We start from the raw sequence: 23,506 nt of genomic DNA on the forward strand, positions 1-23,506 counted from the left end.
AGCTGCGAAGTGATTCTGTCGCGGCAATTCCGCAAGCAATTGACGCGACAGGTTTCTTCATATGCTTCAACTTCATGTTAGGTGGACTCTCGATCAGGCTTCATATGGATAAAGTATACAGTCGTCAAAACGCCTGCCAAGAACAACACGAAGAATACCAAAGCCGCAAATACCGGAGCTACAACCGTTACTCCGCGAGATTCAAGCAATAGCGTTAGTAGTGCGTTGCTTTCCGCGAAATAGATACTCATCGCCGTTACTGAAAGTGAAGCGAGCAAATACAGAAGGGTAACTAACCATCGCATCAATCTGGTGAGAAGATTTCTGCCCGCGAACACAGCAACAATGGTAGCGAATGTAATTGTGAGCCAAGTCTCAAACTGGGTCACCATCGCTTCTTCGTTAACGCGAATAAGCTCTAGGATCTCGGCAATTGTTAATGCATCCATTGGTCCACCTAACGCCTGAAAATGCAGCGATGAAACCCTCCGCAGCCCTTACTTGTTAGAGGCGTGTTCAAGGCGTTCTGCCAGCCAGACTTTGATAATGGATTGTCGAGTAACTCCCAGCCTTGCCGCCTCTTTGTCTAGAGAGGTAATCATCCATTCGGGGAAATCCACGTTAACTCGTCGCGGTGTTTGATTCGGCCGCTTGAGACTGGAAAGATCCAGATCATCAATTATGTCTTCCTTTCCCTGGTCAAATTTTTTGTCGAAATCTTTAGCTTTCATAAAGCTCTACCTCAGCTTTCCGAGATCGCCTGACCGAAATCAATCGAATCTCGTCACCTCGATATGTAAATACGGCTGACCAGTACTGGCGATTGAAGCGAGCAATCACGATTGACCTTGCCTCATCGTCAGTCCTCGTTGCCAGTTCCACCAAGTTCGGGGCATCCCAAAGAGACTGAGCCTGCTCAAAATCAATCCAATGCTTTTTGAGATTGGAGGCATTTTTCCTTTGGTCGAATTGGAACTTCATAATGGTATAAGAAATATATTACTAGGGCATCTTGGACAATGCGTGGATTTTGGGACGGTAGGAGCCCCTAACGCCGCAACCACGCGCAGTTTTGCAGTGGAGCCGAAGGCGCAACAAAAAAAGCTGTCGCAGCGCTTGGCCTTATGAGGGCTTTTGGTATATGGTCGTACGGTATTTCCGTACACAAAGGTGGCCGTATGGACACAATCAGCGTAAACAAATTTAGAGATAACCTTAAAAGCGTTGTAGAACAGGTAGTTAGCAGGCATGAACCGCTCAAAGTGACTCGGCGAGCCGGTGCGGCTTTTGTTGTAATGAGCGCCGACGACTGGGAACGAGAGCAGGAAACCGTGCACATACTCCAAAGCAAGAACCTCATGCAACAAATTGCCGATTCCCTTGAAACCCATACCCGCGGGCAAGGCTACAAACCGACTGAGAAGCAGATGAATGAGATCACTGGTATTTGAGGGTAATACCTGGGAAGCGTATGGACGCATGCGCGAAAGGGACAAGCGACTGCACAAGGCGCTCTGCAAATTACCCAAGGAAATGCTCAGATCTGATGATCCTACATCCGGCCTCGGCAAGCCTGAACCACTCAAACACAATCTCTCGGGCCTTTGGTCAAAACGAATCTCGCAAAAAGACCGCTTGATATATCGTTTCGATGATAAGTCCATTTATATCTTCGCTATTGGTGGGCACTACGATCAGCCCTAACGCCTGAGTTCAGCGGCATTTGAGGCGACACCTGTTTTTGCGGCAGCAAATGTGAGCGGCGGGTCAAATGTCTGCTGCAACGATTTGTTATGTTTTGATTGCACGAAACTCACGACTGCCCCTTCTCCCGTAGTAGACCGCAATAACCACCAGCACGCTTGGCACTACAAGACCAAATTCGTCCAGAAACCAAGCTGAGTTGGCATTGCCCTCAGTCATTGGACCAAAAAACTTCTGTAGAAAGACGTTGTGGCTCATGTGAAAAATGACTGCCGGCCAAACGCTATCGATTTTCAGTCTGAAGTACGTCATAACGACCGACATGGACATTATGCACAGCGTAAAAATGGCTAACTGGTAGAGAAATGGCGTGGCCTCTCCCATCCCGTAGAGCCCCATGAACATTAACGGCCAGTGCCATACAGCCCATAGCAAACCCGACACGAACGCAACACCAGTGAACGGCATTAGCTTGGACAATTCAGGCACAAGCAACCCTCGCCATCCCAGTTCCTCCCCCAACACTGACGGCAATAGCAAAACGAAACTAACCGTAGCCGTGAGCAGAAAATGCAACCCGATGACAGCGGCGTTTGACCACTCTACCAAGTTGTAACTTTCCTTTTGCTCTTGGACGAAATCAACGTTGTACCAGCCACCAAGGCCAAGTGCCCAGATGAGCCCGTATGCCAGTGCCGCATAAAACAGGGGCAGAAAGTAGTTGAGCCACTGAATCTTCCAGCTACCCCAACGCCATCCCAGGGTTCGCAGTTCTTTCCGTGTAACCAAGCAAGTAACGACAGCAGCCAAACCAACGGATAACATCAATGGCGTTGCACTACTCAGTCTGAAAATCAGCCAAGCCCCAGCAAAATGGAAAATCATTGTCAGGGCAAGAAAGGCGCTAATTACCAACATGGGGCCTTTCGCTGCTCTAGCGTCACCGGTCACGGATGATTGTTCCGAAAAATATAACGCCGCGCACAAGGGCGCGAGCTTGCGAGCGTCCCAGCCGCCGTAGGCGACGATTGATGCGCCTGGTTATGCGGCTGACTCACGCTCAACATCCCAACCCGGGAATACCAATACGGCTGGATGACACCGCAGCGCTTTGGCGAGTACTTTTGCGCGATCCACACCAAGGCGAACACGGTCGTTCTCAATGGCAGAAATTGTTGATTGAGGTATACCGGTCGCAGCTGCCAGATCGTTCTGGCTCATCTCCTGAAGTTCACGCAATATCCGAACTGAAGCACCTGGTGATACATTAACTCTTTTAGTAGATTTACGATAATTGCTCATTCTTTACCTCCGGTAATCATGGGAAGTAACTCGTTCAACCTCCACCAGCACCTGATTTTTTTGAACCTTGTAAATCACTCTATATTGGATATTCAAACGAGAGGACCGGAAACCTTTCCAGTTTCCAGATAACGCTTCGTCTTTGAAGCCCTTGATCAGTTTCAATCCGTTCGGTCCAGAGATTCTCACAATATCTTTCCATTTTTCATAGCGTTGCTGAACCTCAACTGGCGCCGCCACCAAGGCTTTATCGACACGTCTATGTTCGAGGATCTCCCACATACCAAATTTAGTATATACACCATCTATGGTATGTCAAGGGCTTGCACTGGGCCTTGAAAGAAGCCGTATAACGCTGAACGAAGCGGCGCGTCTCACGCACCCGCCTTCCGTGCCTTGTTATACATGAGACTCTTCCGGAATCTGAGCCAACAGGTCAGTGACACCAATATCCACACCTGCCTGTGACAACAAGGTAGAGACCTGGCCCCGATGGTGGGTCTGATGATTAAAGAAGTGAAGAACTAGGCTCGAATACCGTTTGTTGGCAGGCACCCCTTTGCTGTTGCTATAGCTGAGAATAAAATCCAGGTCACCGTCCGATAACTCGGCAATCCAGTCGATAATTTCCTGATCCAACCAGGCCCGGTGCTCAGACAGGCGACCAAAATCGTCAAAGACAATCTGGTTTAGACTGATCGGTTTTGGAAGATCACCAACCTCGCGCAACGAGGTGACGCAGGACGGATGTGTAGCAAACCGCTTAAGCCAGATTACGTCACCCACAAGGATATGGTTCATGGTTCCCAAGATAGAGCCGAAAAAAGCCCCGCGATCCGTGGTTAGCTCTGTTGCGGAGAGGTGACCTGCAGCCTCATAAAACTTTGAGTTTATCCACTGATTGTAGATGGCCAACAATTCAAAGTGATCGCTCAGGCTCATCTGAGTTCCTTCTCATATATAACGCCTCAAGCTGGGGCACAGCAACGATGCGAAGCATCGGTGCTGTGCCCCTAGCCTTGACTTGTTAGCGTGACTGAGAACAGCGCTAACAAAGCTACGAGACCGAAGAAAATGTACATAAAACTGAATATAGCGATGGGCCATCTCTTCCCGTCCTCAATTTTTTCTTCAGGAGCATCAATTAAGTGATCACCAAAAGGTAACCAGACTTTGTTGCCCGCCAAGTAGTTGAGCATCGCTTGTGCGCCAAAGCTGATGTACGCAATTGCGAAAATGGCGCCACCCTCAATGCGAGTATACTCCAAGCCGATAAGGCTGCCCGCCACATAGAACAGGACCACCCCAATCGCCAATGCTGTGAAAGCGTATCCTAGAAGTATTTTCCGATCTCGGCATGGCATGCTAACGCCAAAAGCAAGCGCGTTCACGCGTCGCCTTGCCTTTTCTTGTTAGCTGCGATATCTCGTAAGGAGCCAGATACATACTTGTGAATTATGCTTGATACCAGTGTCTGGTACGGAATACCTTCTTCAGACGCCCGGGACTGAACTGCAATGAGATCCCGATTCGATAAGCGAATGTTTATCCGTTTATCCTTTCTAAATGTATTGGTCGCAACAGCCTCTAGTTCATTCCTTCGGGCTTCGGTCAGTGTTGACTCGAACTTACCCGATTCAACGGCGTCCAGGAGCTCTTTTTCCTCTTTCGAGAGCTTTGCCTTGCTCATGAGTCACCTCTCAGATACAGCTTTGTGAACTTCCTACTGGGTATGACAGTCTTTAAGAAAAACTCATCGTTGGTTTCTACATATGGAACCAAGTACGCGTATTGATCTATCGCAACGATGAATATCTTCTGGTGGGGATATTCCACTGCTTTGGGATGGCAAATATCGTCCAGAAGACCTCCGTTCTCAATATGAAAGACTGCTTCTTCAAAGGATCTCCCTCGCTCTTCAATAAGCTGTCGATTCTTTTCAGGATTCCAGTTAAAAACCTTCATGACGCGCAGAGTAGCACAATTGTGTGCCTATTGTCATCACCCCATGATGATCACGCTCGAACGTTGCAGGCAGCTAACGCTTGCAGCACTCGCGCCCACGAAATGGAGCCGGAGGCGCAATGTAGTGGGCGTCGCCGTGCCTGCACTTGTTATGCATGTGGACTTTCTAATTGTGCAATGATTAACGCAGCTATCTCTTTAAGCTTCCCAACCTCTTCAAACTGCACGCCATGGTCTTTTATCACCAACAAAGGACCTGGAAAAACATGAAAATGAAAATGCCCCACAGTTTGACCGGCAGAAGAGCCATTGTGCTGGAATATGGTTGACCCAGTCACCCCCATAGCGCGCTCGAGAGCTTTACCTATTTTCTGAACGGTTAGCATGCATGCTTGAGCAGCTTCTGCAGACAGATCGTAAATTGTGACCGCTTGTTCCTTGGGTACTACTAATACGTGACCATCCTTCTGCGGCATTATATCCATGAATGCGAGCGTTAAATCATCCTCATAGACCTTTACACAGGGGGCCTCTCCAGCAATGATCTTCGCGAAAATATTATTAGTGTCGTAGATTGGGTTCACTGATTTCTCCAGCTTACGGAAATGCATAACGCCGCAAATAGCGGCGAGCGTAAGCGAGTCTGGCGGCGCCAACCGCGAACTGCTTTGACTTGTTATGTTTATGACTCACGAGAAACCCAATAGTCAGGACGGCGGTGAAGATGAGCAATTGCCACGATGACAATTTCATCTTGCTTCGGACTATAGTGATAGATGATACCGTACGGAAATTTGGCGATCAGACAGCGCCGTGTCCCTGGACTGAAGAGTTGGTAGGCGACCGGAAACTGTCGTATACGAGAAACAGAACGGAGAACCTCAATACGAAATCTGCCTCCGAGACCGATTTGTTCTGACTCGTAGTAGGTCACCGCTTCTTCAAACTCGACCTGGGCGAGCTTGAGAAGTTTTACCTCCACTTCAGGATGTCTTAAAGGCGTCAGCGAGGGGAATGGCGGGCTCTCGGCCGTTTTTATAGGCTGACAACCTAGATTCGGCTTCTGATGCCCAAATAGCATCAAGCTCAGCATCAGGCTTATCCAGGCTCAAAAGGATCTGCTCGGCAACCACTGCCCGCTCCAGAGCGGGAAGTTCAAGTGCCTGATCTATAAGAACATTCGCAGCATCTGACATATGCCCTGCCTCGACAACTAAGACTCACGAGCTATGGTAGCTCTGTGAGTTTCCCGAGTAAACATAACGCCGCAAGCAGACGCGCAGCTTTATCGCGTCGGCCTGCCTTGCCTTGTTATGGGTTTCTTGGCAGAATATACCAATATTTGGTATAGGAGGCCCGTCATGGCTAGAAATACCAGCATTACCCTCGGCCCCCATTTTGACGAGTTCATTGCTGCACAGCTTGAAAATGGCCGCTATGGCTCTGCCAGCGAAGTGGTACGAGCAGGGTTGCGCTTGCTTGAAGAGACCGAGAGCAAACTTGAAAGATTGCGGCGCCTTTTGGATGAGGGCGAGCATAGCGGGATAGCAGAGTACTCGCTTGAAAGTGTTATTGCAGAACTGGATAACGAAGCTCATTGATGACTCCATTCCTGCTCACCTCCGCTGCCCGAAAAGACATTGTTGATATTGGACGCTTTACCTCTGAGAAGTGGGGAAAGCGTCAACGCGATAAATACCTCAAGCAACTCGACGATGCCTTCAGGCTGCTTGCCCGGCAGCCTGAAATTGGGCGCGATGCGGAAGGTGTAAGGCCAGGGTATAAAAAATTTAGCCAAGGCAGTCATATCATCTTTTATCGAGCTGGCACGGAATCCAAGATTGTTGTGATCCGCATTCTCCACCACAGCATGGATGTGGAACAGCACCTCTAAAACCCATAACGCCTAAAGCAGCGGCGCGCGTTAGCGCGTCCAGCCCGCAGGACGATGCTGCCTTTACTTGTTATGTTTATAGACCAGATCATATGCTCTGGACTCCTTTAAATACGAATAACCCTCTTGGCACTTTTGGTATGTGGCGTAGACCACATTGAAGCCAATAGATTCTATTTCAGAGGACCATACGAGAATGCTTTTTGTCGCGGTGCGTAAACCGCTGAAGCCTGCCACCCAAACCGGAGCAAAGCTGCCACCCATCGGAGCGTAGCGACGCGGGTTTTGCATTGTTACTCGGAACCGGTGGTGCTCGTCAACTTGGCCTGGCGTTTTCTCATGGATTCTCCCCTGAGGTTGATCTTGTAGGCGTTGTGAACCAGGCGATCCAGGATGGCGTCAGCGAGCGTCGGATCGCCGATCACAGCGTGCCACTCCTCAGTGGGCAGTTGACTGGTGGCGATGGTCGAACGCTTGCCGTGGCGGTCCTCCAGCACTTCCAGCAGATCACGCCGGTTCTCGGCGTTCATCTTCATCAACCCCCAGTCATCCAGGAGCAGTACATCCACCTTGGCGAGGTTGGCCAGCAATTTGGGATAGCGGCCGTCGCCCTTGGCTATCATCAGGTCCCGCAGCAGCCGGGTTAAACGCAGGTACTGGACCGTATAGCCCTCCCGGCAGGCCTTGTGTGCCAAGGCGCAAGCCAACCAGGTTTTGCCCACGCCGGTGGGCCCGGTGATGAGGATGTTGAGGTGCTCCTTTGCCCACTGGCAGGTCGCCAGTGACTGGATCAGCCCCTTGTCCAGTCCGCGGGGATTGCGGTAGTCGATGTCTTCCAGTGCGGCAGCGTGCCTGAGTCGCGCACGACGCAAACGACTGGTCAGCCGCCGGTTCTCCCGCTCGGTAATTTCCCGGTCCACCAGCAGACCGAGGCGTTCCTCGAAGGCGAGGTCATCAATGTCCGGAGTGGCCATCTGGTCGGCCAGTGCCGCCACCATGCCGCTCAGTTTGAGGGTCTGGAGTCCGTCCAGGGTAGGATGCTTCAACATGGTGCTCTCCTGTCAGTGGTAGTACGCGGGGCCGCGGATGTTGTCGTGTGCTTCAGGCAGGGCCAGCTCCTGTTGTTCCTCCAGTGGTTGCTCGTCCAGTCGGTGCTTGAGAATGGACTCGATGCTCTTGTAGCGGCAGCTGCCCAACATCAATGCCCGCCGACAGGCCGCCTCCAGGCGCTCGTCCCCATAAGCGTTGCCCAGGCGCAATATGCCCAGGCAGGACCGATAGGCCTGCTGCGGGTGTTTGCGGGACGCCATCACAGTCCGGATGAGCTTCTCCGTTGCCGGCCCGGTTTTGGCGGCCCACTTCAGTAGCCGTTCCGGCGACCACTCCCCCGCCTGGCGGTGGGACTCCGGCATGTGCGCAGATACCGTGGTGTGGCGCCCCTTCAGATTGGAACGCTGATGACTGGCCACCCGCTCGCCGCGGTGGAAACACTCGATCGTGTTGTGGGTCATGCGCACATCGACTTCGCGCTTGATCAGGGCATGGGGTACCGAGTAGTAATGCCCGTCGATGGCTACGTGGTAATCGATGTGGACCCGGGCCTTCTTCCACTCGGCGTAGACGTAGGGCTCCGCCGGCAGGGGTTGGAGGGCCGGCCGGTCCAACTGCTCGAAGTGCTCCCGACGGCAACCGGGCAGCTTGCGGAAGGGACGGTTATTGAGCTTCACCAGCAGTTCGCTGATGGCCGCATTGAGTTCGCGCAGGGAGAAGAACTGACGGTGGCGCAGCGCCGCCAGGATCCACCGCTCCACCACCAGCACGCCGCCCTCCACCTTGGCTTTGTCGCGCGGGCGACGAACCCGCGCCGGCAACACCGCGATCCCGTAGTGGGAGGCCATGTCCTGGTAAGTGGGGTTGGTGTCGGGCTCGTAGCGGTGAGCCTTGCTGACCCCGGACCGCAGGTTGTCCGGCACCACCAGTTCCGGCACACCCCCCAGGAACCGGAGGGCGCGCTGATGGGAGCCAATCCAGTCCGGCAACCCCTGGGTCCAGGTGGCTTCGGCATAGGTGTAGTTGGAGGCCCCCAGTACCGCCACAAAGATCTGCGCTCCGCGGATCTCCCCGGTGGCGCGGTCGATCACCGGTACAGTCTGGCCAGCATAATCGACAAACAGCTTCTCTCCGGCCCTGTGGTCCTGGCGCATGACCATATCCAGCTTGCCTTGCCAGGCGCGGTAGTGCTCGCAGAACCAGCTGTACTGGTAGCCATCAGGATGAGCGGCACGGTATTCCTGCCAGAGCAGGAACAGGGTGACGTGCTTGTGTCTGAGCTCCTTGTGGATAGCCAGCCAGTCGGGGATGCCCCGGAGCTGGGCCGGCATATCCGGTGGCGGTGGAAACAACATACGTTCCAGTCGTGTGTCGTCCAAATCGGCGGGCAGGGGCCAGCTCACCCCGGCTTCCTGAGCCCGGCGCAGGTATTCACCGACGGTGGGACGGCCAATGCCGCAACTGGTCGCAATCTGGCGATTGCTCATGCCCTTGTCCCATTTGAGGCGCAGGACTTCCTTGATTTTACGCATGGATAACGTCTTGGCAGGCATCTGATCCCCTCCGGTTGGAAAGGGCCAGAATACCGGTTAGTTATCCCGCGTCGGTTGGCTCCTGATGGGATGCCAAGGCGGGCTGCCAGGGTGGCAGCTTTGCCGTGGAATCAGTGGCAGCATTCGCGTGGAATGGGTGGCAGGCTTCGTCTGGAATCAGTGGCAGGCTTGGTCTGGAATACGCATCGCGGCCGTATTACTGCTTATTTCATGGGACAGGCCGGCAACAATAACTGGCTTACCAGAAACCATGCGCTTTAAATTTATTTGGCTGATTGGCAGCCCTTCTTGAGTGGAAGGGACTACCACTTTTATATAGTGAACCTCGCCATCTGACTCGCTGGTGATATTGTAACTTTCGGTTGGCATAGATAACCCTGCCAATAGTTCGCCGCCGTCGTCAGCTATTTCTTGGCCATTACAGCGAGGAGGCATATCAGTAGCACCTACTGTGTTTGATAAAAGCGAGACCAAAATTGTGAGTAGTACTTTATTCATGGTGAAACATCACTAGTGTCCGGTTAATTTGATTACGATCATGCTGAAACCCAGTGTTGACGCGGCTTTGCAGCCGATTTCATGTGGTGTCGATTTGAAACAAGATACGTCAAATCAGTGTAGTTTTCCCCATCTGCTTGGGTTGGGGACTGCATATGAATGTCGGCAAGACACTGTTCGCACAAATCATGGATTTTATTCCATGGACCAGCTTTGCCCGCATAGTCGATCGCCACGCCGGCAATGCCGGGGTTCGCAGGATGACCTGCGCCGAGCAGTTTCGAGTGCTGGCCTTCGCGCAACTGACTTGGCGGGAAAGCCTGCGCGATATCGAGGCGACCCTGGGTGCCAATGCCGGCAAACTCTATGGCATGGGCTTGCGTCACCGCGTGCGGCGTTCCACCTTGGCAGACGCGAACGAGTCGCGAGACTGGCGCATCTGGTCGGATGTCGCAGCCTTGCTTATTCGCCGAGCCCGCAAATTGTACGACGGCGAGGACCTGGGGCTGGATTTGAACAACACCATCTATGCCCTGGACGCCACTACCATCGATCTGTGCTTGAGCCTGTTCGACTGGGCCCCATTCCGGGCGACCAAAGCCGCTATCAAACTGCATACCTTGCTGGACTTGCGCGGGTCCATTCCTGCCTTTATCCACGTCAGCGACGGCAAAATGCACGACGTCAAGGTATTGGACATCCTGCCGATCGAGGCGGGCGCATTCTATGTGATGGATCGGGGTTATCTGGACTTTGCCAGGCTTTACCAGATGCATCAGGCCGGAGCCTTCTTCGTGACCCGCGCCAAGCGCGGCATCCGTGTTTACTCGGTCAGGACCGACCGGACCACCGGGGTGATCTGCGATCAACGCATCATGCTGAACGGCTTCTACAGCAGCAAGCATTATCCAGAGCACCTGCGACGCATTCGATTCAAGGATCCCGAGACGGGCCAGACGCTGGTGTTTCTGACCAACAACACGACACTGCCCCCGCTCACCATCGCCGCGCTTTACAAGAGCCGGTGGCAAGTCGAACTGTTCTTCAAGTGGATCAAGCAACACTTGCGCATCAAGAAGTTTTTCGGCACGAGCGAGAACGCGGTAAAGACGCAAATCTGGTGCGCCGTGTCCGTCTATGTGCTGATCGCGATCATCAGAAAGGAGCTTCAACTCGAGGCCTCACTCTACACATTGCTACAGATTCTCTCCGTCAGCGTTTTCGAGAAAATACCTATAAACAAGGCTTTTCTCGACGCTGGCGACATAACCGAACTGGATGCCCACGGCAACCAACTGAATTTGTTCAACTTTTAACCGGACACTAGTGGTGAAACATAACGCTTCAAGCAGGGGCCGCTGTCAAGTGGTCCCGGTGCGAAGCGCCCTTGCTGCCTTGACTTGTTATGGGGATTTGGCGCCATAGCTACGAGCCATTCTAGTACTCAGAATAGTCTGGCACGACAATTTTTTCTTTCGTAGGTTTGTGGAAGATAGCGAACTCCAGCTCTACAAACCTGCCACCCTCAGAGTAACCGCAATACAGATCGACAATGAAACTATCAGACTCGAATTGAGGAGATTCACCTTTCAGACCAGGAATTCGAGATCGAACAGTATCGACGGCCAAGTTCATGTCAGTGTTACAGGAATCCAAGTCTGCATACGCACGAGACGTTCGTATCGAGTAAACCAAGCCCGTTTGTGCCAACAAGACTATCTCGTAGTCAAAGAACATCGGAAGCGCGGCTTCCTTAGGCATTGGTGCGGTGAAGCCTGCAAGGGCAAGCGGTAGAGGAAAATTACTCTCATTTATTGGTGGGGCGGGATACTTCTCACCATAGCCAATAGTGAAGGGACTCACGACGCTAGCTTTCTCCAACGTAGCGGTATTAGTTGGTAGCGGCGTCGGCAAACTGGATTCGTTGCCTGGAGAGCATCCGAGCACCGCCAGCGCGACAACGCTGGTAACCCAAAGTTGCGAAACGCTTCGAGAATCAAATCTCACGACTTGGCACTCCGCCTCGAATCCCTATAACGCTCGCATTTGCGGATGGTTTGGAGCGCAGCGGAAAACTAGTCCGACAACATGCGCTTGTTACGTGTTTAGTGAAGCCGGCTCGCGATGAGCCGATTTAAACTTACCCCCGCCTCCGCAGCCTGTATCGCTAATGAACGATGAGTTTCCGGCGGTACACGAACCATGAACTTACCGCTGTAGCTTTTAGCAGAGATAGGCTCGGGAACTGGCTCGCCACCTCCCTCCAAATCACTGACGCATTCCTGTACCAGCTTACGAATACCAGATAGAGCTTTTTCGGGCGTCTTTTCAAGCCAGCTCAGGCTGGAGAATTCTGCGCACAACCCAACATATTCCTGGTCCTCTTCAGACCAGGTGACACGGTATGTATAGCGATCAATAAATTTAGCCATTTTCCTCCTCCAAACGCTCAACCGCCGCCACCACTTGCCGTACCTGATAAGGCTTGGCTTTACCCTTAGCATTTTGGATATTGACTCTCGGATCTCCTTGCCATGGAGTTCTATAAACTCTATGGCTGGAACCGGATTGCCGGGCCTCACCAAAGAAGGCGTCACAGACTTTGCATAAGTCATTGAAACGTATGCCTTTTGGATTGGCCCGCATCTTGGCGAGGATATCTTCTATATCAGCCATACGCTTATAATATCACTATTGATACTATTGACAAGCCCTCCGATTGGGAGTTCGCCCGGGGCTAGGGAAACACGTAACGCCAAAGGAACCGGCGGCGCAGCCGCCCGGTTGCCTTACCTGTTATGCGCTGATAGAATTCGTACATATTTCCGTACATGTACAGGTTAAAGTCATGGAAAGCATAAGTTATACCGCTGCCCGCAGCAACCTTGCCAAAAAAATGGAGCAAGTCTGCAACGATCATGCGCCCATTGCGATAACACGCAAAGGGGAAGGTGCCGTTGTAATGATGTCTATGGAAGACTACCAAGCGCTTGAAGAAACCGCCTACCTTCTCAGAAGCCCCAAGAACACACGAAGGCTCATTGAGTCGATGGCAGAGTTGGAAGCAGGCGAGGGATTTGAGAAGGAACTTATCGAGTGAGGTTAATCTTTGCTGAGAAAGCATGGGAGGACTACCTATATTGGCAGAGGACCGACAAGAAACTTCTTAAGCGGATCAACGCACTCATCAAAGATATTACCCGGGAACCCTTCGAAGGAATTGGAAAGCCTGAACCATTGAAGCATGCACTCTCCGGCTACTGGTCCAGACGGATCAACGATGAGCATCGAATCGTGTATAAGGTCCAAGACAATTCCCTTCTTATCGCACAACTTCGATATCACTACTGAACGGGCGCATAACGCTTACCGCTGCGGCGCGGAAACCGCGCAGCGGTTTGTGCGTCCGGCCCCGCAGGGGCGCACAGCCGGTACTTGTTACGTGGCATCACTGGCACCCCACTGCACATCACCTTCTTTAGTGAAAATAATTTCATCGGTGGACCTCATACAATGCGTGACATAGCCCACGCTTGGAAAATCGTGTGACTGACCATCCTCGGTTGTAATTGATATAGCATAACTGCTGTCAGAGCCAGCTTGAAACTGGCAGGTAACTTCTCCGCCTGATGCCAATAACTTTGCCTCACAAAACTGGCCCCAGACATCGAGCCGAAGACTGGAGATCGTTTTGCCCGATAGATTGCGTATAGTGACGGTAGCTCCCTTGTCTCCGCAGAAGACTTTATCCAGTGCCACTAATCCCGCCACGCCGAGCAATCCAATTGCGACTAGCGATATTAGGAATGTGCGCCTCATTAAGCCACGTAACGCCGCCGGCACAGGCGAGCGGAACGCAGTGTAGCGAGTCCAGCGCAACTTGTTGCGCGGTTGTGCCCGGCCTTGTTAAGCATTAGTTGTATAGAAACATATTTTATTATTGTCTAAATCTCTTACATAGGCCGAATGCATATTAGAACGTATTCTAGGCTCGCCCTCGCTCACGCCTCCTAAATCAAGAACCTTGCTATGTAATCGATTAACCTCTTCAATAGAATCAACATGGAGACCAAGCATGGTACCATTCCCGTTCGATGCAGGGTTTTCATCGAACGGCTCTGCTATCGAAAACATAAAGTCTTCGTTACCCCATAGCGTCATCCGTCCTTCTCCGGGAATTTTATTTAATCCACACCCATCAAATAGTTCGTCATAAAACGCGACTGCCTTTTCTTTGCTATTTGTTCCAAATACAAAATAATTCATTTTCATAATAAATACTCTAGGTAGATAGGATGCTTAACGCTCACAGCTGGGGTGGCGAAACCGCGTAGCGGTTTTGGCGTCCCGGCAGCCTGTACTTGTTATAGGTACTACACACTGTCGCCTAAAAATTCGCAACTGATATGACCATTACGATAACACCAATAAGCGCCGCGACAATGCGCAGATAGGAACGCTCAGATGGAGCGATTGTCGCTCTAGGGAGGTGTAGTTTTGAGTTGAATAGAACCTCACTAAGTATCGTTGCTGCAAGAACATAGAGGATGAAATATTTGGTACCACTGCCAAACAGCTCAAATCCTTCGAAATACCAGAAGTCGACAATAACAGCTGCCACAATAGGCCAAAAAACCCACAACATTAGCGGAGGTAAAGAAAGAGTCTTTTTGGTCTCCGAATACGTGCCCATAGTCGCTCAGTACCTATAACGCCGCCAGCAGCGGGCGCGCTGTAAGCGCGTCCGGCGACCGTAGGGAGCGAACTGCCTGGCCTTGTTAGGCGTCGTTGCGGCCTGATTACTCAACAGTTTCTGGCTCTGGTTCGGGAGGCTCATCACCACGCTTCCGAAGTTCAGCCAACGCAAGGCGTACATCACCTCCATATCGGCGAAGGGCTCTCTTACACTCGAGTAAGCCAGCCCCGGATTCAAATCGGAGCTTCCTGATCTTCTCGGCTTCATCGTTGTGCTCCATAGACCGCCTAACGCCGTGCACAGCGGCGGCAGCGAAGCTGACGTCCGGCGCCGCTAGGGGCGAACTGATGCACTTTGTTATGTGCTATCCGAAAAAACATGCGTGCTCGTCCTCAGCCACAATGTTAAGAAATTCAGCGAACGACTTTACTTTTGGATTCGGCTCGTACCCGTGCCACTTCAAATCCGATCGTTGCCAGAATATCTTCCAACATTTCTGCGACTTCACGAAAGTAGCCTTTGCCACTGGAATTTCCATCTTCTGCGAAGGATTTCGCCATTGTGGCCGTATCTCAAATATCTCGACGCTCTGGCCGTCTATCCTATAGTCGAGGTCCAGTTCATTTCGGATGTGCGCTGGAGGGCGCCGCACTTTCATGAAAGCCTCGATCTCTTTCTCGCACTTCCTAATTTCAAATTCACTTATTGCCATGATAGTTCACAGATGTCCGATGGGCACATAACACCTTAGCGTTTATTCGACATGCAAGCATGGCGTATAAACGTCTGTTGATCTGAACCGCTTTGCGGTGGCTGCATCTTATATAGGGGATTGTTTTTAGAGTGGATGGACGATCATGGCCAATCAGCCCTGACGCAACGCCTTGTAGCTCCTGCCTCTGCTTACACTCGCCTGCATTTTCCTTGCGGCAGCACGTTATTTCATCACATTTAAGCCAATTGAGCCGACAAAGTCCACACGTCTCCCCAGCTCAGACCTGAACTGTCCATTTCACGCTGATGGCAGGAACCTGGCTTACATTACAGCATCACAACATCGCCTGGGGCGGCCGGCCTCTATCTCGCCGGCGATCTGTAAACTCCCTTGGCGGCATCGGGGACAGGTCCTGGTCGCGGTGACATCCATGACGGGATGTGCTATCCCCTCCCGCCGCGCCGTAACCGTATCCTCTCCAGCTGCGGCATCGACTTCCAGGCAGTGCCGTATTTGCTCAAGTCGCTTTCGCCGACAGCAATTGGCCATAAATCCGTAGTGTCGGATACGCATTAAGCCGTGAGGCAACACATGCAGGAGAAGCCGACGCACAAATTCCTGGCCCTCGAGGCGCATACGTTTACTGGTGCCTCCCGACGCGTAATCCTTGTACCGGAAGACGACGTCGTTCTCCTCCACGGCCTCAAGCCGGCTGTTGGAGATGGCGATACGGTGGGTATAGCGCGCCAGATACGCCAGGACCGTATCACTGTGGTGGCAGGTGCTCCGGGCATACACCACCCAGGGCGTCTCCATGAGCGATGCCAACTTACACTCCACTTCGGCTACGTCGGTCAGTCGCGATAGCAGACCCTTATCGTATGCCTGTCGCAACTCACTCACCATGCGGCCTCGGTAGCGGCGCGACAGGGCTTTCACGGGGAACAGATATGTCGATCTGGCGGGATGCCATTGGTGGCGTTCCCGGTGATACCCACCGCCCGGTATCAGACAGTGCAGGTGAACGTGTTGACTCAGGTTTTGCCCCCAGGTGTGCAATACCGCCGTCATCCCGATCTGGCCATCAAGGCGTTTCGGATCATCGCCGAAGCTCCGCAGGGTATGCCAGACCGCCCTGAACAGAATGGCGTACAACACCTCCGGGTGCAGCTGCACCCAGCCATTGAGCTGGTGGGGAACGGTGAACACGAGATGGAAGTAAGGCACAGGCAGCAGGTCTTCACACCGTTTGGCCAGCCAAGTGGCCGAGGCGTGCTGCTGGCATTGGGGACAGTGGCGATTACGGCAGGAACGGAACCGCGACTCATGATAATCACACTGGTCACAGGCCAGATCATATCCGCCCAGGGCCTCGGTGCGACAACGGCACAGCAGCCCCGTCACCTTCGCCTGCTGGGGCGTCAAGGAATGCCGCTGGCGATAGCTTGGCAGAAACTGCCTCAGGACCTCTGCCGTGCTTGGGGTGGCGTTCATGATGACGCCTCGGACCAGCACAGCAGGTCCATCCCCAGCTTGCCGCGATTCTGGTAGCTCGGCAGCCAATGGACATAGCGCAGGGTGCTCTTCATGTCGGTGTGACCCAGCAGACGTTGCAACTTGAACGTCGGCATCCCGGCCTCCAACTGGTGGGTAGCGTATGCGTGGCGGAGGCTGTGAACCCCGCCCTGCTTATCGATCCCGGCTGCCGCCTTGGCGCGGGTGAAGATCTTGCCCACCGTTCCGGCATCAAGAGGCTTCCTCGGGTCCTGACCATAAAACAAGGCCACCATGGGACGATAAAATTGCCAGTAGCGCCGCAACAGGAGCAACAGGGACTCGGGCAAAATCACTTCGCGATCCTTGTTGCCTTTGCCCGCCCGGATATGCACCAGCTCTCGGGCACTATCAATATCCCGCACGCGCAAATGCACCAACTCGCTCACGCGAAGCCCCGCGGCATAGCAGGTTGCCAGCAAGGTGTGGTGTTTCAGGTTGCGGGTGTGGGACAGAATCCGATGCACTTCATCACGGGTCAGGAGTTCCGGTATGCGTTGCGCACGTTTCGGATAGCGCACCAGAAAGTCCCGAGCGGGACGCTGAAGCACCTGGTTGTTCAAGAAGCGCATGCCGTTGACGATCAGGCGAACGCTGGCGCTGGCCATGCGCTTCTCCGTCAACAAGTACAGGAAATAGCTTTCCAGTTCGCCGACATCGATGCTGTCGGGTGAGCGGCCAAAATGCCTCGCCACTTTCTCCACAGAGTAAAGGTAGGACTTTTGAGTTTTTGGTGAGTATCCCTTCAGCACCATCAGATCGATCATTTTTTGGCGTAACGGAGTCATGACTTATCACCTCACTGGTTGAGTGAACGGCACAATGCCGTGTGATAAGTGTGGGATATTTTAGGGAGGTCAGCGTGGCGGAGGGCTGGCGGATGGAGCCACCGCGAAGCGGTTTAGTTCAACAGCGAATTAACCAGACCGGGCCGTATAACACCGTTCCGGTTAATTCCAAAATCGACGCGAGTAGCATCACCATTTATAGCTCGCAAACAGCACGTTAGCGATTCTTACTCCAAATCCTGCCAAGATAACCGGCCGCTTTCCGCAAACAGAATTCATCATTTCCCCCAATAACCAGAATCCGCCCCTACCTTGTCCCTTGGTGCTCGACCAGTCCCCAAAGGCCCTTTGTCAACCGGCGGCTCTGGGTCGAAAGCGGCCTTTAGCACAGATCGTTTTTGGCTGCCCTATAGTGCAGAGCTCAACACAATCCATCCGCCGACTTCTGATAGGTTTTTTGAATTGGGATTTATGTGGCCACCCGCGATTAAACGTTATTTTTTGCTGCGTCTATTTTGTTTATACCACGCGCCACTCAACACTCCAAACACGTCATGCTACAGCCACACGAGCTGGCGTACAGTGCTCTCGCGCAGCGCTCCATCATTCGGGGTGCAGATGTATGGCCAGCCACAGTGTACCGGGTTCACAGCTTTCAACCCGGTGCGGCGTGCCCGCCGGAAGAAAAAGATAATCGCCAGCACCGAGAACAGTGCGAATTCCGGCAACGTCCATAACGGCAGCGCCCTGAACCAGCAGTACCCACTCATCCTGCGGCTGTACGTACTCAACAGGCTGGATGTCGGCACCGCTGACAATGCGCTCGATCACCAGGTTGCGGTGGGAGAGGAGCGTGTCGAAGCGCTCGCCCTGAGCAGGCGGATTGAGGGCTTTGAAAAGGTTAGGTGTGGAATTCCGGCTCATGCCCATTGTTCTCAGTGGTAATCATCTTCAAGCTGATGCCGCACCGCGAGTACAGTCACGAGGTCATCGCCCTCAATCTCAAAGAGCGCAATGTAGCCAGAGGCGCCAAAAGGAATGATAACCTCACGAAGAAACGGATCACTACTTTCGGCTTTACGACAGGAGAGCGGGAATTCCTCCAGCATTTCCCATGTCTTGCCAAGCATTTCAAGTGCCCTGTCCGCCGCCGCCGGGTCATTTTCGGCGGCGAAGGTGTACAAGCGAACCAGATCCTCTGCAGCCTCTTCGGTAAAGCGGACCGAAAAACTCACCGCCCTTTCGGGGCCTCGTCACGAATGGAGCGGAGGGAATCCATTAGTTCATCCTTTGCGACGTAGCGACCTGTGGCTCTGGCTCGGTCACGCGCGGCGAGACCACGGGCAATGAACTCCTGCTGGAACTTGCGCCGTTCGATATGCTTGCGCAGGGACTCTTCGACAAAGCCACTCAGGGTTTCGCCTTCTTTCAACACGCTTTCAGCTTCATGACGAAGGCTGGGGGTAACTCTCAGGGATGGAATGGTTGCTGACTTCATGGAACTCGCCTCTGCATTACATTTGCAATGCACTATACCTGCCAGTCAATAGCTCCACAACCGTCATGCGGTCCCTAGATCACCGCCGCAAAGGTATCGCACTGACTGAAATCACCGCTCTCGAACCCGCGCCGGAACCAGGCCACCCGCTGGGCCGAGGTGCCGTGGGTAAAGCTGTCCGGCACCACCTCGCCACCGCCGCGTTTCTGCAGGCGGTCATCACCAATTGCCGAGGCCGCTTGCAATGCCTCCTCCAGGTCACCGGGTTCCAGCATGTCGCTGTAGTGCTTGGCTGAGAGGCCCCAGAGGCCGGCAAAGCAGTCGGCCTGCAACTCCTGGCGCACGGACAGGTTGTTGACCTCGGCTGCGGACTTGCCCTGGCCGCTGGCGCGCACCTGCTGGCTGATCCCCAGCAGGGTCTGGATGTGATGCCCGACCTCATGGGCAATCACATAGGCCTGGGCGAAGTCGCCCGGCGCGCCCAGCTGGCGGTCGAGGTCGCGAAAGAACGTCAGGTCCAGGTACACCTTGCGATCGGCGGGACAGTAGAAGGGTCCCACGGCTGAGCTGGCGGTCCCGCAGGCGGATGCCACCCGCTGGCTGAACAGCACCAGCACCGGCTCCTCATAGCGGCTGCCCGCGGCGGCGAAGATCTTCTGCCAGGTCTGCTCGGTGTCCGCCAGCACCACGGCCACGAATTCGGCCAGTTCCTGCTCTTCCGGCGAGAATGACGCCTGCCTGGATGGAGTGCCGGTACCGGTGGTCAGCTGCAGCAGGTCAATGCCCAGCATCTGGGCGCCGAAGAAACCGACCACCCCCACCAACAGCAGCGCCCGCCCGCCCTTGCTGCGCAGGAGCCAGGGCAGTATCCGCACCAGCATCAGCAGGCCCGCCCCCCCGCCAGCGCCGGCCCGCAGTGGCTGCCCGCGCCGGTCATCGACGTTGCTGCTCTTGCGTCTTCCTCGCCAGTCCATGCATTACTCCTGTGCGGCACCCAAGCGGGGCCGCGACATTACATTAGACCAGATTTCTGACCAAGTGTACGGGGAGCACCAGTGAGTGCTACGGTTAATCCAATGGCAAGCACCCCTGATCTGGAAGCCATTGCGACGAGGCTGCGGGCGCGGGGTATTGGGGTGCCGGACGCGCCCCTGCGCCTGAACGGCTATGGTGCAAGAATCCGCTTTTTCTCTTCCCGTCGCTTGATCGTGTTTTCCTGCCTGATCTGCTGATAGCGGATCTGGATCAGGCGTTCCTGCTCGGCCAGTTCCGTGGCGCGCTCCATAAAGGCTTGTCCCGCCGCTTCACCCTGCGCTGGCTGCAGCAGCATGCCGTAGACACTGTGCTGGGCAGTGATCGCCTGGCGCTCGGCGTCCTCTTCCCACTGCAGGCGGAAGTCCTCCTCCGCATTGGTGCGCTCCCACTCCCGCAAACGCTGCCCATTGCGGTAGGGTGCGAGCAGCTTGGCGTTGCGCTCGGTGATCTTGGCCACCTCTTTTTCCTCGCGCTGGTTCCACTGCTCTTCCTGCCGGGTCAATTCGCCGCCGATGGGCCGGGCCAGGATGGGCGCGTAGTCGCGGGTCAGGCCCAGCTCCGCTGCCCGGGCGAGCACCTTTTGGTCCAGGGCATCGCGCAGGCGATCCTTGTCTGCCTCGGCCTGCATGCGGGCGCGGTGTGTCTCTTCCACGGTCTGGCGCTTGAGGGCAAACAACCGTTCGCCGTAGGCCCTGGCATTGGCCTCCAGCGCCTGCAGCCGCTGCGCGTCCGGCTCGGCACCCTGGGTGAACATGGCCCCGGCAAACTCTTTCTGGAACTCGGTCTCGGCCCTGGCGACGCGCTCTGCGCCCTCGGCCCGCAGCCTGACTTCCTCCAGCCGGTAGGCGGTGTCTATCTCCTGCGCCTCGGGCTTGTAGGCCGCCTCCAGCTCGCGGGCATGGTCCCGCAGCTCCCGGGTGGCATCGGACAGGTCCTGGTTGCGCTGCTTGCGCTCCTCGCTGCGGGCCTTGTGGGCCTCGCTGCGCTCGGCGCGCAGTTCCTTGTCATCCTGGGCAAGGACAGGCGCGTATCCCTGGGGCAGTGTCAGTAACAGCCCGAGCAGGCCTCTCAGGAGCATTGTTCTTGTCACGGTTGTGTCCCTCCAAATGGACTTGTGCGCAGCGCACACTATCGAAGAATAGCCAGCACTGCGGAAACAGGCAATGGGCGCCCACGCGGCGTTCAATGGTTCGGGCGCAGGCTGGACATTCCCCCCACCAACGCCGAACATAGCGGGCTCTGTCATTACCCCGGAACCGCCCATGCTTGTCGACAACCCGGAAATCTACGCCGGCCTTACCTACCCCTGGTCACGGGCCATCAATCCCGAGCCCGGCGTGCCGCAGCTGGTCGCGGACGGGATCTACTGGGTCCGCTTCCCCATGCCGATGGGGCTTGACCATATCAATATCTGGCTGCTGGAGGACGGTGAGGGCTGGGTGGTGGTTGACACCTGCCTGGACCTGCCCCGTTCCCGCGAGATCTGGGAACAGCTGTTCGCCGGCTTCCTCAAAGGCGAGCAGGTCACCCGGGTGATCTGTACCCACATGCATCCGGACCACGTCGGCCTCGCGGGCTGGATCACCGAGCGCTTCGGCTGCCAGCTGCTGATGACCCGGGACGAATTCCTGATGTGCCGTTCGTTGGTCAGCGACACCGGCCGGCCCGCGCCAGAGGTCGCCACCCGCTTCTATGAAGCCGCCGGTTACAGCGAGGAGCAGATAGCGAACTATCGCAAGGCGTTCGGCGGCTTTGGCCGCGCTGTCTACAGATTGCCGGACAGCTTTCGCCGCCTCAAGGACCGCGAGACCCTGACCATTGGCGGCCGCTACTGGCAGATCATTGTCGGCAGTGGTCACTCGCCGGAGCACGCCTGCCTCTACTGCCCGGCACTGAAGATCCTGATTTCCGGCGACCAGGTGCTGCCCCGCATCACCCCCAACGTCAGTGTCTTTCCCACCGAGCCGGAGAGCGACCCGCTGCAGGAGTGGCTGCAGTCCTGCGCCCGCATCCGCGAATTGCTGCCCGACGACCTGCTGGTACTGCCCGCCCACGAAGCCCCCTTCCGCGGCCTGCATGTGCGCCTGACCCAGCTGATCGAAACCCACAAGCGCGAGCTGAACCAGCTCTACGAGCACCTCGCGGAGCCAAAGCGGGTGGTGGACTGCTTCCCCGCCCTGTTCAAGCGCGAGATCACCGGCGACCACCTGAGCCTGGCGACGGGCGAGACGCTTGCGCACCTCAACTGCCTGCAGCGGCGGCGCCAGATTGACTTCGATATCGATGCCCAGGGGGTGCGCTGGTATCGGCAGCTGCCGGAATCCATTGCCTTCGACTGACAAGAGACCGGTCGCGATGCTGCAATCCCTGAAAGTCTGGCTGCTGCGGCATTACTACCGCTGGAGCGGCGCCCGTGCCTGGCGCGGCAACTTCACCGACGCTCCCTACAGCACCCTGCAATTGCCACTGCCGGGCCGGTCGCTGGCGGCGCGGCTATACAGTGGCCCGGCGGGACGCGACCTGCCCCTGGTCATCTATTTCCACGGTGGCGGCTGGGTCATTGGCGACCTGGAGTCGCACCACGCCTTTTGCCAGCAACTGCGCGAGCAGGGCGGCTGTACGGTGGTGGCGCTGGATTACCGGCTGGCGCCCGAGCACCCCTGCCCGGCCGCGCTGGACGACTGCCGGGAAGCCACCCGCTGGCTGGTGCAGAACCTGGAAAGCAGCGGCCCCAACAACGGCAGTATTGTGCTGGCCGGCGACAGTGCCGGCGGCCACCTCGCGGTCTGCACCGCCCTGACCCTGGACCCGGAAGCCCGGGCCAGGCTTGTCGGCGCCCTGCTGATCTACCCGGTTGTGGACCACTACAGTACGCCCTATGCTTCCTACGTCGAGCGGGCGCAGGGGCAGACGCTGACCAGCAGCCTGATGCGCTGGTTCTGGGATACCTGGCTTGCCGGCGAGGGCGCACAGGCCGCGACCGCGGCAGGCGCCGTGCCCATGCACAGCAAGGGCCTGGCGACCCTGCCGCCCTGCCTGCTGGTTACCGCCGAGCGGGACCCATTGCGCGACGAGGGTGTCCAATTCGCAGCACAGTTGCGTGCCGCTGGTATTACTGTCACCAGTGAGCACTACGGTAACGCAGAACACGGTTTTGCCTGCTCCCAGGGCCCGACCCCGGATTGCAAACATTTCATGACCCTGGCGAGAGGCTGGCTGCGTACACTGTAGTTACCCGTCAAGGAGGCACCGCG

Annotated in this window: 36 protein-coding genes; 9 read left to right on the forward strand and 27 right to left on the reverse strand. The window is 55.2% G+C overall.

The window, feature by feature from the left end; genetic code table 11:
• Positions 1-77: 77 nt before the first annotated feature.
• Genes RLO07_RS19115 through RLO07_RS19125 form a run of 3 tightly spaced genes read right to left on the reverse strand, consistent with a single transcriptional unit; the run spans position 78 to position 981 of the window.
• Entirely contained in the window at positions 78-449 is a 372-nt protein-coding gene (locus RLO07_RS19115; RefSeq protein ID WP_462293747.1) for a hypothetical protein, read from the reverse strand.
• A gap of 48 nt (positions 450-497) precedes the next feature.
• Positions 498-731: a type II toxin-antitoxin system BrnA family antitoxin gene (gene brnA / locus RLO07_RS19120; RefSeq protein ID WP_462293748.1), complete on the reverse strand. Its 234-nt coding sequence runs from the start codon at positions 729-731 to the stop codon at positions 498-500.
• Positions 721-981, reverse strand: coding sequence for a BrnT family toxin (locus RLO07_RS19125; protein ID WP_462293749.1), 261 nt, complete (start codon positions 979-981; stop codon positions 721-723). Before RLO07_RS19125 ends, brnA begins: the two co-directional genes overlap by 11 nt.
• Before the next feature lie 197 nt (positions 982-1,178).
• Here RLO07_RS19125 and RLO07_RS19130 point away from each other — a divergent pair, with 197 nt between their 5' ends.
• Positions 1,179-1,451: a type II toxin-antitoxin system Phd/YefM family antitoxin gene (locus RLO07_RS19130; protein ID WP_462293750.1), complete on the forward strand. Its 273-nt coding sequence runs from the start codon at positions 1,179-1,181 to the stop codon at positions 1,449-1,451.
• A 28-nt stretch (positions 1,452-1,479) separates the two neighbouring features.
• Positions 1,480-1,704 (forward strand): Txe/YoeB family addiction module toxin, encoded by a 225-nt coding sequence (locus RLO07_RS19135; RefSeq protein WP_462293929.1) that lies wholly within the window; start codon positions 1,480-1,482, stop codon positions 1,702-1,704.
• Positions 1,705-1,791: 87 nt separating this feature from the next.
• Here RLO07_RS19135 and RLO07_RS19140 read toward each other — a convergent pair whose 3' ends face one another.
• The 8 genes from RLO07_RS19140 to RLO07_RS19175 form a co-directional block, all read right to left on the reverse strand.
• Entirely contained in the window at positions 1,792-2,655 is an 864-nt protein-coding gene (locus tag RLO07_RS19140; protein WP_462293751.1) for a CPBP family intramembrane glutamic endopeptidase, read from the reverse strand.
• Positions 2,656-2,745: 90 nt separating this feature from the next.
• Complete coding sequence (locus RLO07_RS19145) at positions 2,746-3,006, reverse strand: helix-turn-helix domain-containing protein (RefSeq protein ID WP_462293752.1); 261 nt, start codon at positions 3,004-3,006, stop codon at positions 2,746-2,748.
• A 3-nt stretch (positions 3,007-3,009) separates the two neighbouring features.
• Entirely contained in the window at positions 3,010-3,288 is a 279-nt protein-coding gene (locus RLO07_RS19150; RefSeq protein WP_462293753.1) for a type II toxin-antitoxin system RelE/ParE family toxin, read from the reverse strand.
• A gap of 117 nt (positions 3,289-3,405) precedes the next feature.
• Complete coding sequence (locus RLO07_RS19155) at positions 3,406-3,948, reverse strand: DinB family protein (protein WP_462293754.1); 543 nt, start codon at positions 3,946-3,948, stop codon at positions 3,406-3,408.
• Positions 3,949-4,019: 71 nt separating this feature from the next.
• Positions 4,020-4,397 (reverse strand): hypothetical protein, encoded by a 378-nt coding sequence (locus RLO07_RS19160; RefSeq protein ID WP_462293755.1) that lies wholly within the window; start codon positions 4,395-4,397, stop codon positions 4,020-4,022.
• The gene (locus tag RLO07_RS19165) at positions 4,394-4,696 is read right to left on the reverse strand and encodes a hypothetical protein (RefSeq protein WP_462293756.1); all 303 of its coding nucleotides are present in this window, start codon (positions 4,694-4,696) and stop codon (positions 4,394-4,396) included. The genes RLO07_RS19160 and RLO07_RS19165 overlap by 4 nt, the downstream gene beginning before the upstream one ends.
• 424 nt (positions 4,697-5,120) lie before the next feature.
• Entirely contained in the window at positions 5,121-5,555 is a 435-nt protein-coding gene (locus RLO07_RS19170) for an HIT family protein (protein WP_207768282.1), read from the reverse strand.
• A 399-nt stretch (positions 5,556-5,954) separates the two neighbouring features.
• Positions 5,955-6,167, reverse strand: coding sequence for an addiction module protein (locus RLO07_RS19175; RefSeq protein WP_462293757.1), 213 nt, complete (start codon positions 6,165-6,167; stop codon positions 5,955-5,957).
• Between the two features lie 165 nt (positions 6,168-6,332).
• Here RLO07_RS19175 and RLO07_RS19180 point away from each other — a divergent pair, with 165 nt between their 5' ends.
• Together RLO07_RS19180 and RLO07_RS19185 are read left to right on the forward strand one after the other, a co-directional pair.
• The gene (locus RLO07_RS19180) at positions 6,333-6,572 is read left to right on the forward strand and encodes a type II toxin-antitoxin system ParD family antitoxin (RefSeq protein WP_462293758.1); all 240 of its coding nucleotides are present in this window, start codon (positions 6,333-6,335) and stop codon (positions 6,570-6,572) included.
• A complete protein-coding gene (locus RLO07_RS19185; RefSeq protein ID WP_462293759.1) occupies positions 6,572-6,865 on the forward strand; it encodes a type II toxin-antitoxin system RelE/ParE family toxin in 294 nt (97 codons plus the stop codon). Before RLO07_RS19180 ends, RLO07_RS19185 begins: the two co-directional genes overlap by 1 nt.
• 293 nt (positions 6,866-7,158) lie before the next feature.
• Here the strand turns inward: RLO07_RS19185 and istB are convergent, their stop codons facing one another.
• The 3 genes from istB to RLO07_RS19200 form a co-directional block, all read right to left on the reverse strand.
• Entirely contained in the window at positions 7,159-7,914 is a 756-nt protein-coding gene (gene istB / locus RLO07_RS19190; protein ID WP_462293760.1) for an IS21-like element helper ATPase IstB, read from the reverse strand.
• A gap of 12 nt (positions 7,915-7,926) precedes the next feature.
• The gene (istA, locus tag RLO07_RS19195) at positions 7,927-9,468 is read right to left on the reverse strand and encodes an IS21 family transposase (protein WP_462293761.1); all 1,542 of its coding nucleotides are present in this window, start codon (positions 9,466-9,468) and stop codon (positions 7,927-7,929) included.
• 156 nt (positions 9,469-9,624) lie between these two features.
• A complete protein-coding gene (locus RLO07_RS19200; RefSeq protein ID WP_462293762.1) occupies positions 9,625-9,966 on the reverse strand; it encodes a hypothetical protein in 342 nt (113 codons plus the stop codon).
• Positions 9,967-10,121: 155 nt separating this feature from the next.
• Here RLO07_RS19200 and RLO07_RS19205 point away from each other — a divergent pair, with 155 nt between their 5' ends.
• The gene (locus tag RLO07_RS19205; protein ID WP_462293763.1) at positions 10,122-11,282 is read left to right on the forward strand and encodes an IS4 family transposase; all 1,161 of its coding nucleotides are present in this window, start codon (positions 10,122-10,124) and stop codon (positions 11,280-11,282) included.
• Positions 11,283-11,403: 121 nt separating this feature from the next.
• Here RLO07_RS19205 and RLO07_RS19210 read toward each other — a convergent pair whose 3' ends face one another.
• The 3 genes from RLO07_RS19210 to RLO07_RS19220 all read right to left on the reverse strand — a co-directional run bounded on the left by RLO07_RS19210 (position 11,404) and on the right by RLO07_RS19220 (position 12,642).
• Entirely contained in the window at positions 11,404-11,973 is a 570-nt protein-coding gene (locus RLO07_RS19210) for a hypothetical protein (protein ID WP_462293764.1), read from the reverse strand.
• A gap of 98 nt (positions 11,974-12,071) precedes the next feature.
• Positions 12,072-12,398 carry a type II toxin-antitoxin system HicB family antitoxin gene (locus RLO07_RS19215; protein WP_462293765.1) on the reverse strand — a complete coding sequence of 109 codons (327 nt, stop codon included), beginning with the start codon at positions 12,396-12,398 and terminating at the stop codon, positions 12,072-12,074.
• On the reverse strand, positions 12,391-12,642 hold the full coding sequence (locus RLO07_RS19220; RefSeq protein WP_462293766.1) for a hypothetical protein: 252 nt from the start codon (positions 12,640-12,642) through the stop codon (positions 12,391-12,393). Before RLO07_RS19220 ends, RLO07_RS19215 begins: the two co-directional genes overlap by 8 nt.
• Positions 12,643-12,814: 172 nt before the next feature.
• Between RLO07_RS19220 and RLO07_RS19225 the strand changes: the two genes are divergently transcribed.
• Both RLO07_RS19225 and RLO07_RS19230 read left to right on the forward strand, forming a co-directional pair.
• Positions 12,815-13,066 (forward strand): type II toxin-antitoxin system Phd/YefM family antitoxin, encoded by a 252-nt coding sequence (locus tag RLO07_RS19225; RefSeq protein WP_027950545.1) that lies wholly within the window; start codon positions 12,815-12,817, stop codon positions 13,064-13,066.
• The gene (locus RLO07_RS19230) at positions 13,063-13,317 is read left to right on the forward strand and encodes a Txe/YoeB family addiction module toxin (protein WP_462293767.1); all 255 of its coding nucleotides are present in this window, start codon (positions 13,063-13,065) and stop codon (positions 13,315-13,317) included. The genes RLO07_RS19225 and RLO07_RS19230 overlap by 4 nt, the downstream gene beginning before the upstream one ends.
• An 87-nt stretch (positions 13,318-13,404) precedes the next feature.
• On the opposite strand, the gene RLO07_RS19235 is transcribed toward RLO07_RS19230, so the two are convergent.
• The 10 genes from RLO07_RS19235 to RLO07_RS19280 all read right to left on the reverse strand — a co-directional run bounded on the left by RLO07_RS19235 (position 13,405) and on the right by RLO07_RS19280 (position 21,342).
• Positions 13,405-13,725 carry a hypothetical protein gene (locus tag RLO07_RS19235; protein WP_462293768.1) on the reverse strand — a complete coding sequence of 107 codons (321 nt, stop codon included), beginning with the start codon at positions 13,723-13,725 and terminating at the stop codon, positions 13,405-13,407.
• Between the two features lie 147 nt (positions 13,726-13,872).
• The gene (locus tag RLO07_RS19240) at positions 13,873-14,238 is read right to left on the reverse strand and encodes a VOC family protein (RefSeq protein WP_462293769.1); all 366 of its coding nucleotides are present in this window, start codon (positions 14,236-14,238) and stop codon (positions 13,873-13,875) included.
• Between the two features lie 788 nt (positions 14,239-15,026).
• Positions 15,027-15,374, reverse strand: a complete 348-nt coding sequence (locus tag RLO07_RS19245) for a DUF3024 domain-containing protein (protein WP_462293770.1) — start codon at positions 15,372-15,374, stop codon at positions 15,027-15,029.
• A 324-nt stretch (positions 15,375-15,698) separates the two neighbouring features.
• Complete coding sequence (locus RLO07_RS19250) at positions 15,699-16,871, reverse strand: IS91 family transposase (RefSeq protein ID WP_462293771.1); 1,173 nt, start codon at positions 16,869-16,871, stop codon at positions 15,699-15,701.
• Positions 16,868-17,719 carry a tyrosine-type recombinase/integrase gene (locus tag RLO07_RS19255; RefSeq protein ID WP_462293772.1) on the reverse strand — a complete coding sequence of 284 codons (852 nt, stop codon included), beginning with the start codon at positions 17,717-17,719 and terminating at the stop codon, positions 16,868-16,870. The genes RLO07_RS19250 and RLO07_RS19255 overlap by 4 nt, the downstream gene beginning before the upstream one ends.
• Positions 17,720-18,322: 603 nt before the next feature.
• The gene (locus tag RLO07_RS19260) at positions 18,323-18,643 is read right to left on the reverse strand and encodes a cupin domain-containing protein (protein ID WP_462293773.1); all 321 of its coding nucleotides are present in this window, start codon (positions 18,641-18,643) and stop codon (positions 18,323-18,325) included.
• A gap of 11 nt (positions 18,644-18,654) precedes the next feature.
• Positions 18,655-18,954, reverse strand: coding sequence for a type II toxin-antitoxin system RelE/ParE family toxin (locus RLO07_RS19265; RefSeq protein ID WP_462293774.1), 300 nt, complete (start codon positions 18,952-18,954; stop codon positions 18,655-18,657).
• The gene (locus RLO07_RS19270) at positions 18,951-19,217 is read right to left on the reverse strand and encodes a YlcI/YnfO family protein (RefSeq protein ID WP_462293775.1); all 267 of its coding nucleotides are present in this window, start codon (positions 19,215-19,217) and stop codon (positions 18,951-18,953) included. Before RLO07_RS19270 ends, RLO07_RS19265 begins: the two co-directional genes overlap by 4 nt.
• 74 nt (positions 19,218-19,291) lie before the next feature.
• The gene (ypfJ, locus tag RLO07_RS19275) at positions 19,292-20,191 is read right to left on the reverse strand and encodes a KPN_02809 family neutral zinc metallopeptidase (protein ID WP_462293776.1); all 900 of its coding nucleotides are present in this window, start codon (positions 20,189-20,191) and stop codon (positions 19,292-19,294) included.
• 191 nt (positions 20,192-20,382) lie between these two features.
• On the reverse strand, positions 20,383-21,342 hold the full coding sequence (locus tag RLO07_RS19280) for a hypothetical protein (RefSeq protein WP_462293777.1): 960 nt from the start codon (positions 21,340-21,342) through the stop codon (positions 20,383-20,385).
• 172 nt (positions 21,343-21,514) lie between these two features.
• On the opposite strand from RLO07_RS19280, the gene RLO07_RS19285 reads away from it, so the two are divergent.
• Positions 21,515-22,591, forward strand: coding sequence for an MBL fold metallo-hydrolase (locus RLO07_RS19285; RefSeq protein WP_462293778.1), 1,077 nt, complete (start codon positions 21,515-21,517; stop codon positions 22,589-22,591).
• Between the two features lie 16 nt (positions 22,592-22,607).
• Positions 22,608-23,483 carry an alpha/beta hydrolase gene (locus RLO07_RS19290; RefSeq protein WP_462293779.1) on the forward strand — a complete coding sequence of 292 codons (876 nt, stop codon included), beginning with the start codon at positions 22,608-22,610 and terminating at the stop codon, positions 23,481-23,483.
• The last annotated feature ends 23 nt before the right edge of the window (positions 23,484-23,506 follow it).

This window comes from Haliea sp., from assembly GCF_040221975.1.
Taxonomy (GTDB): Bacteria; Pseudomonadota; Gammaproteobacteria; order Pseudomonadales; family Halieaceae; genus Haliea.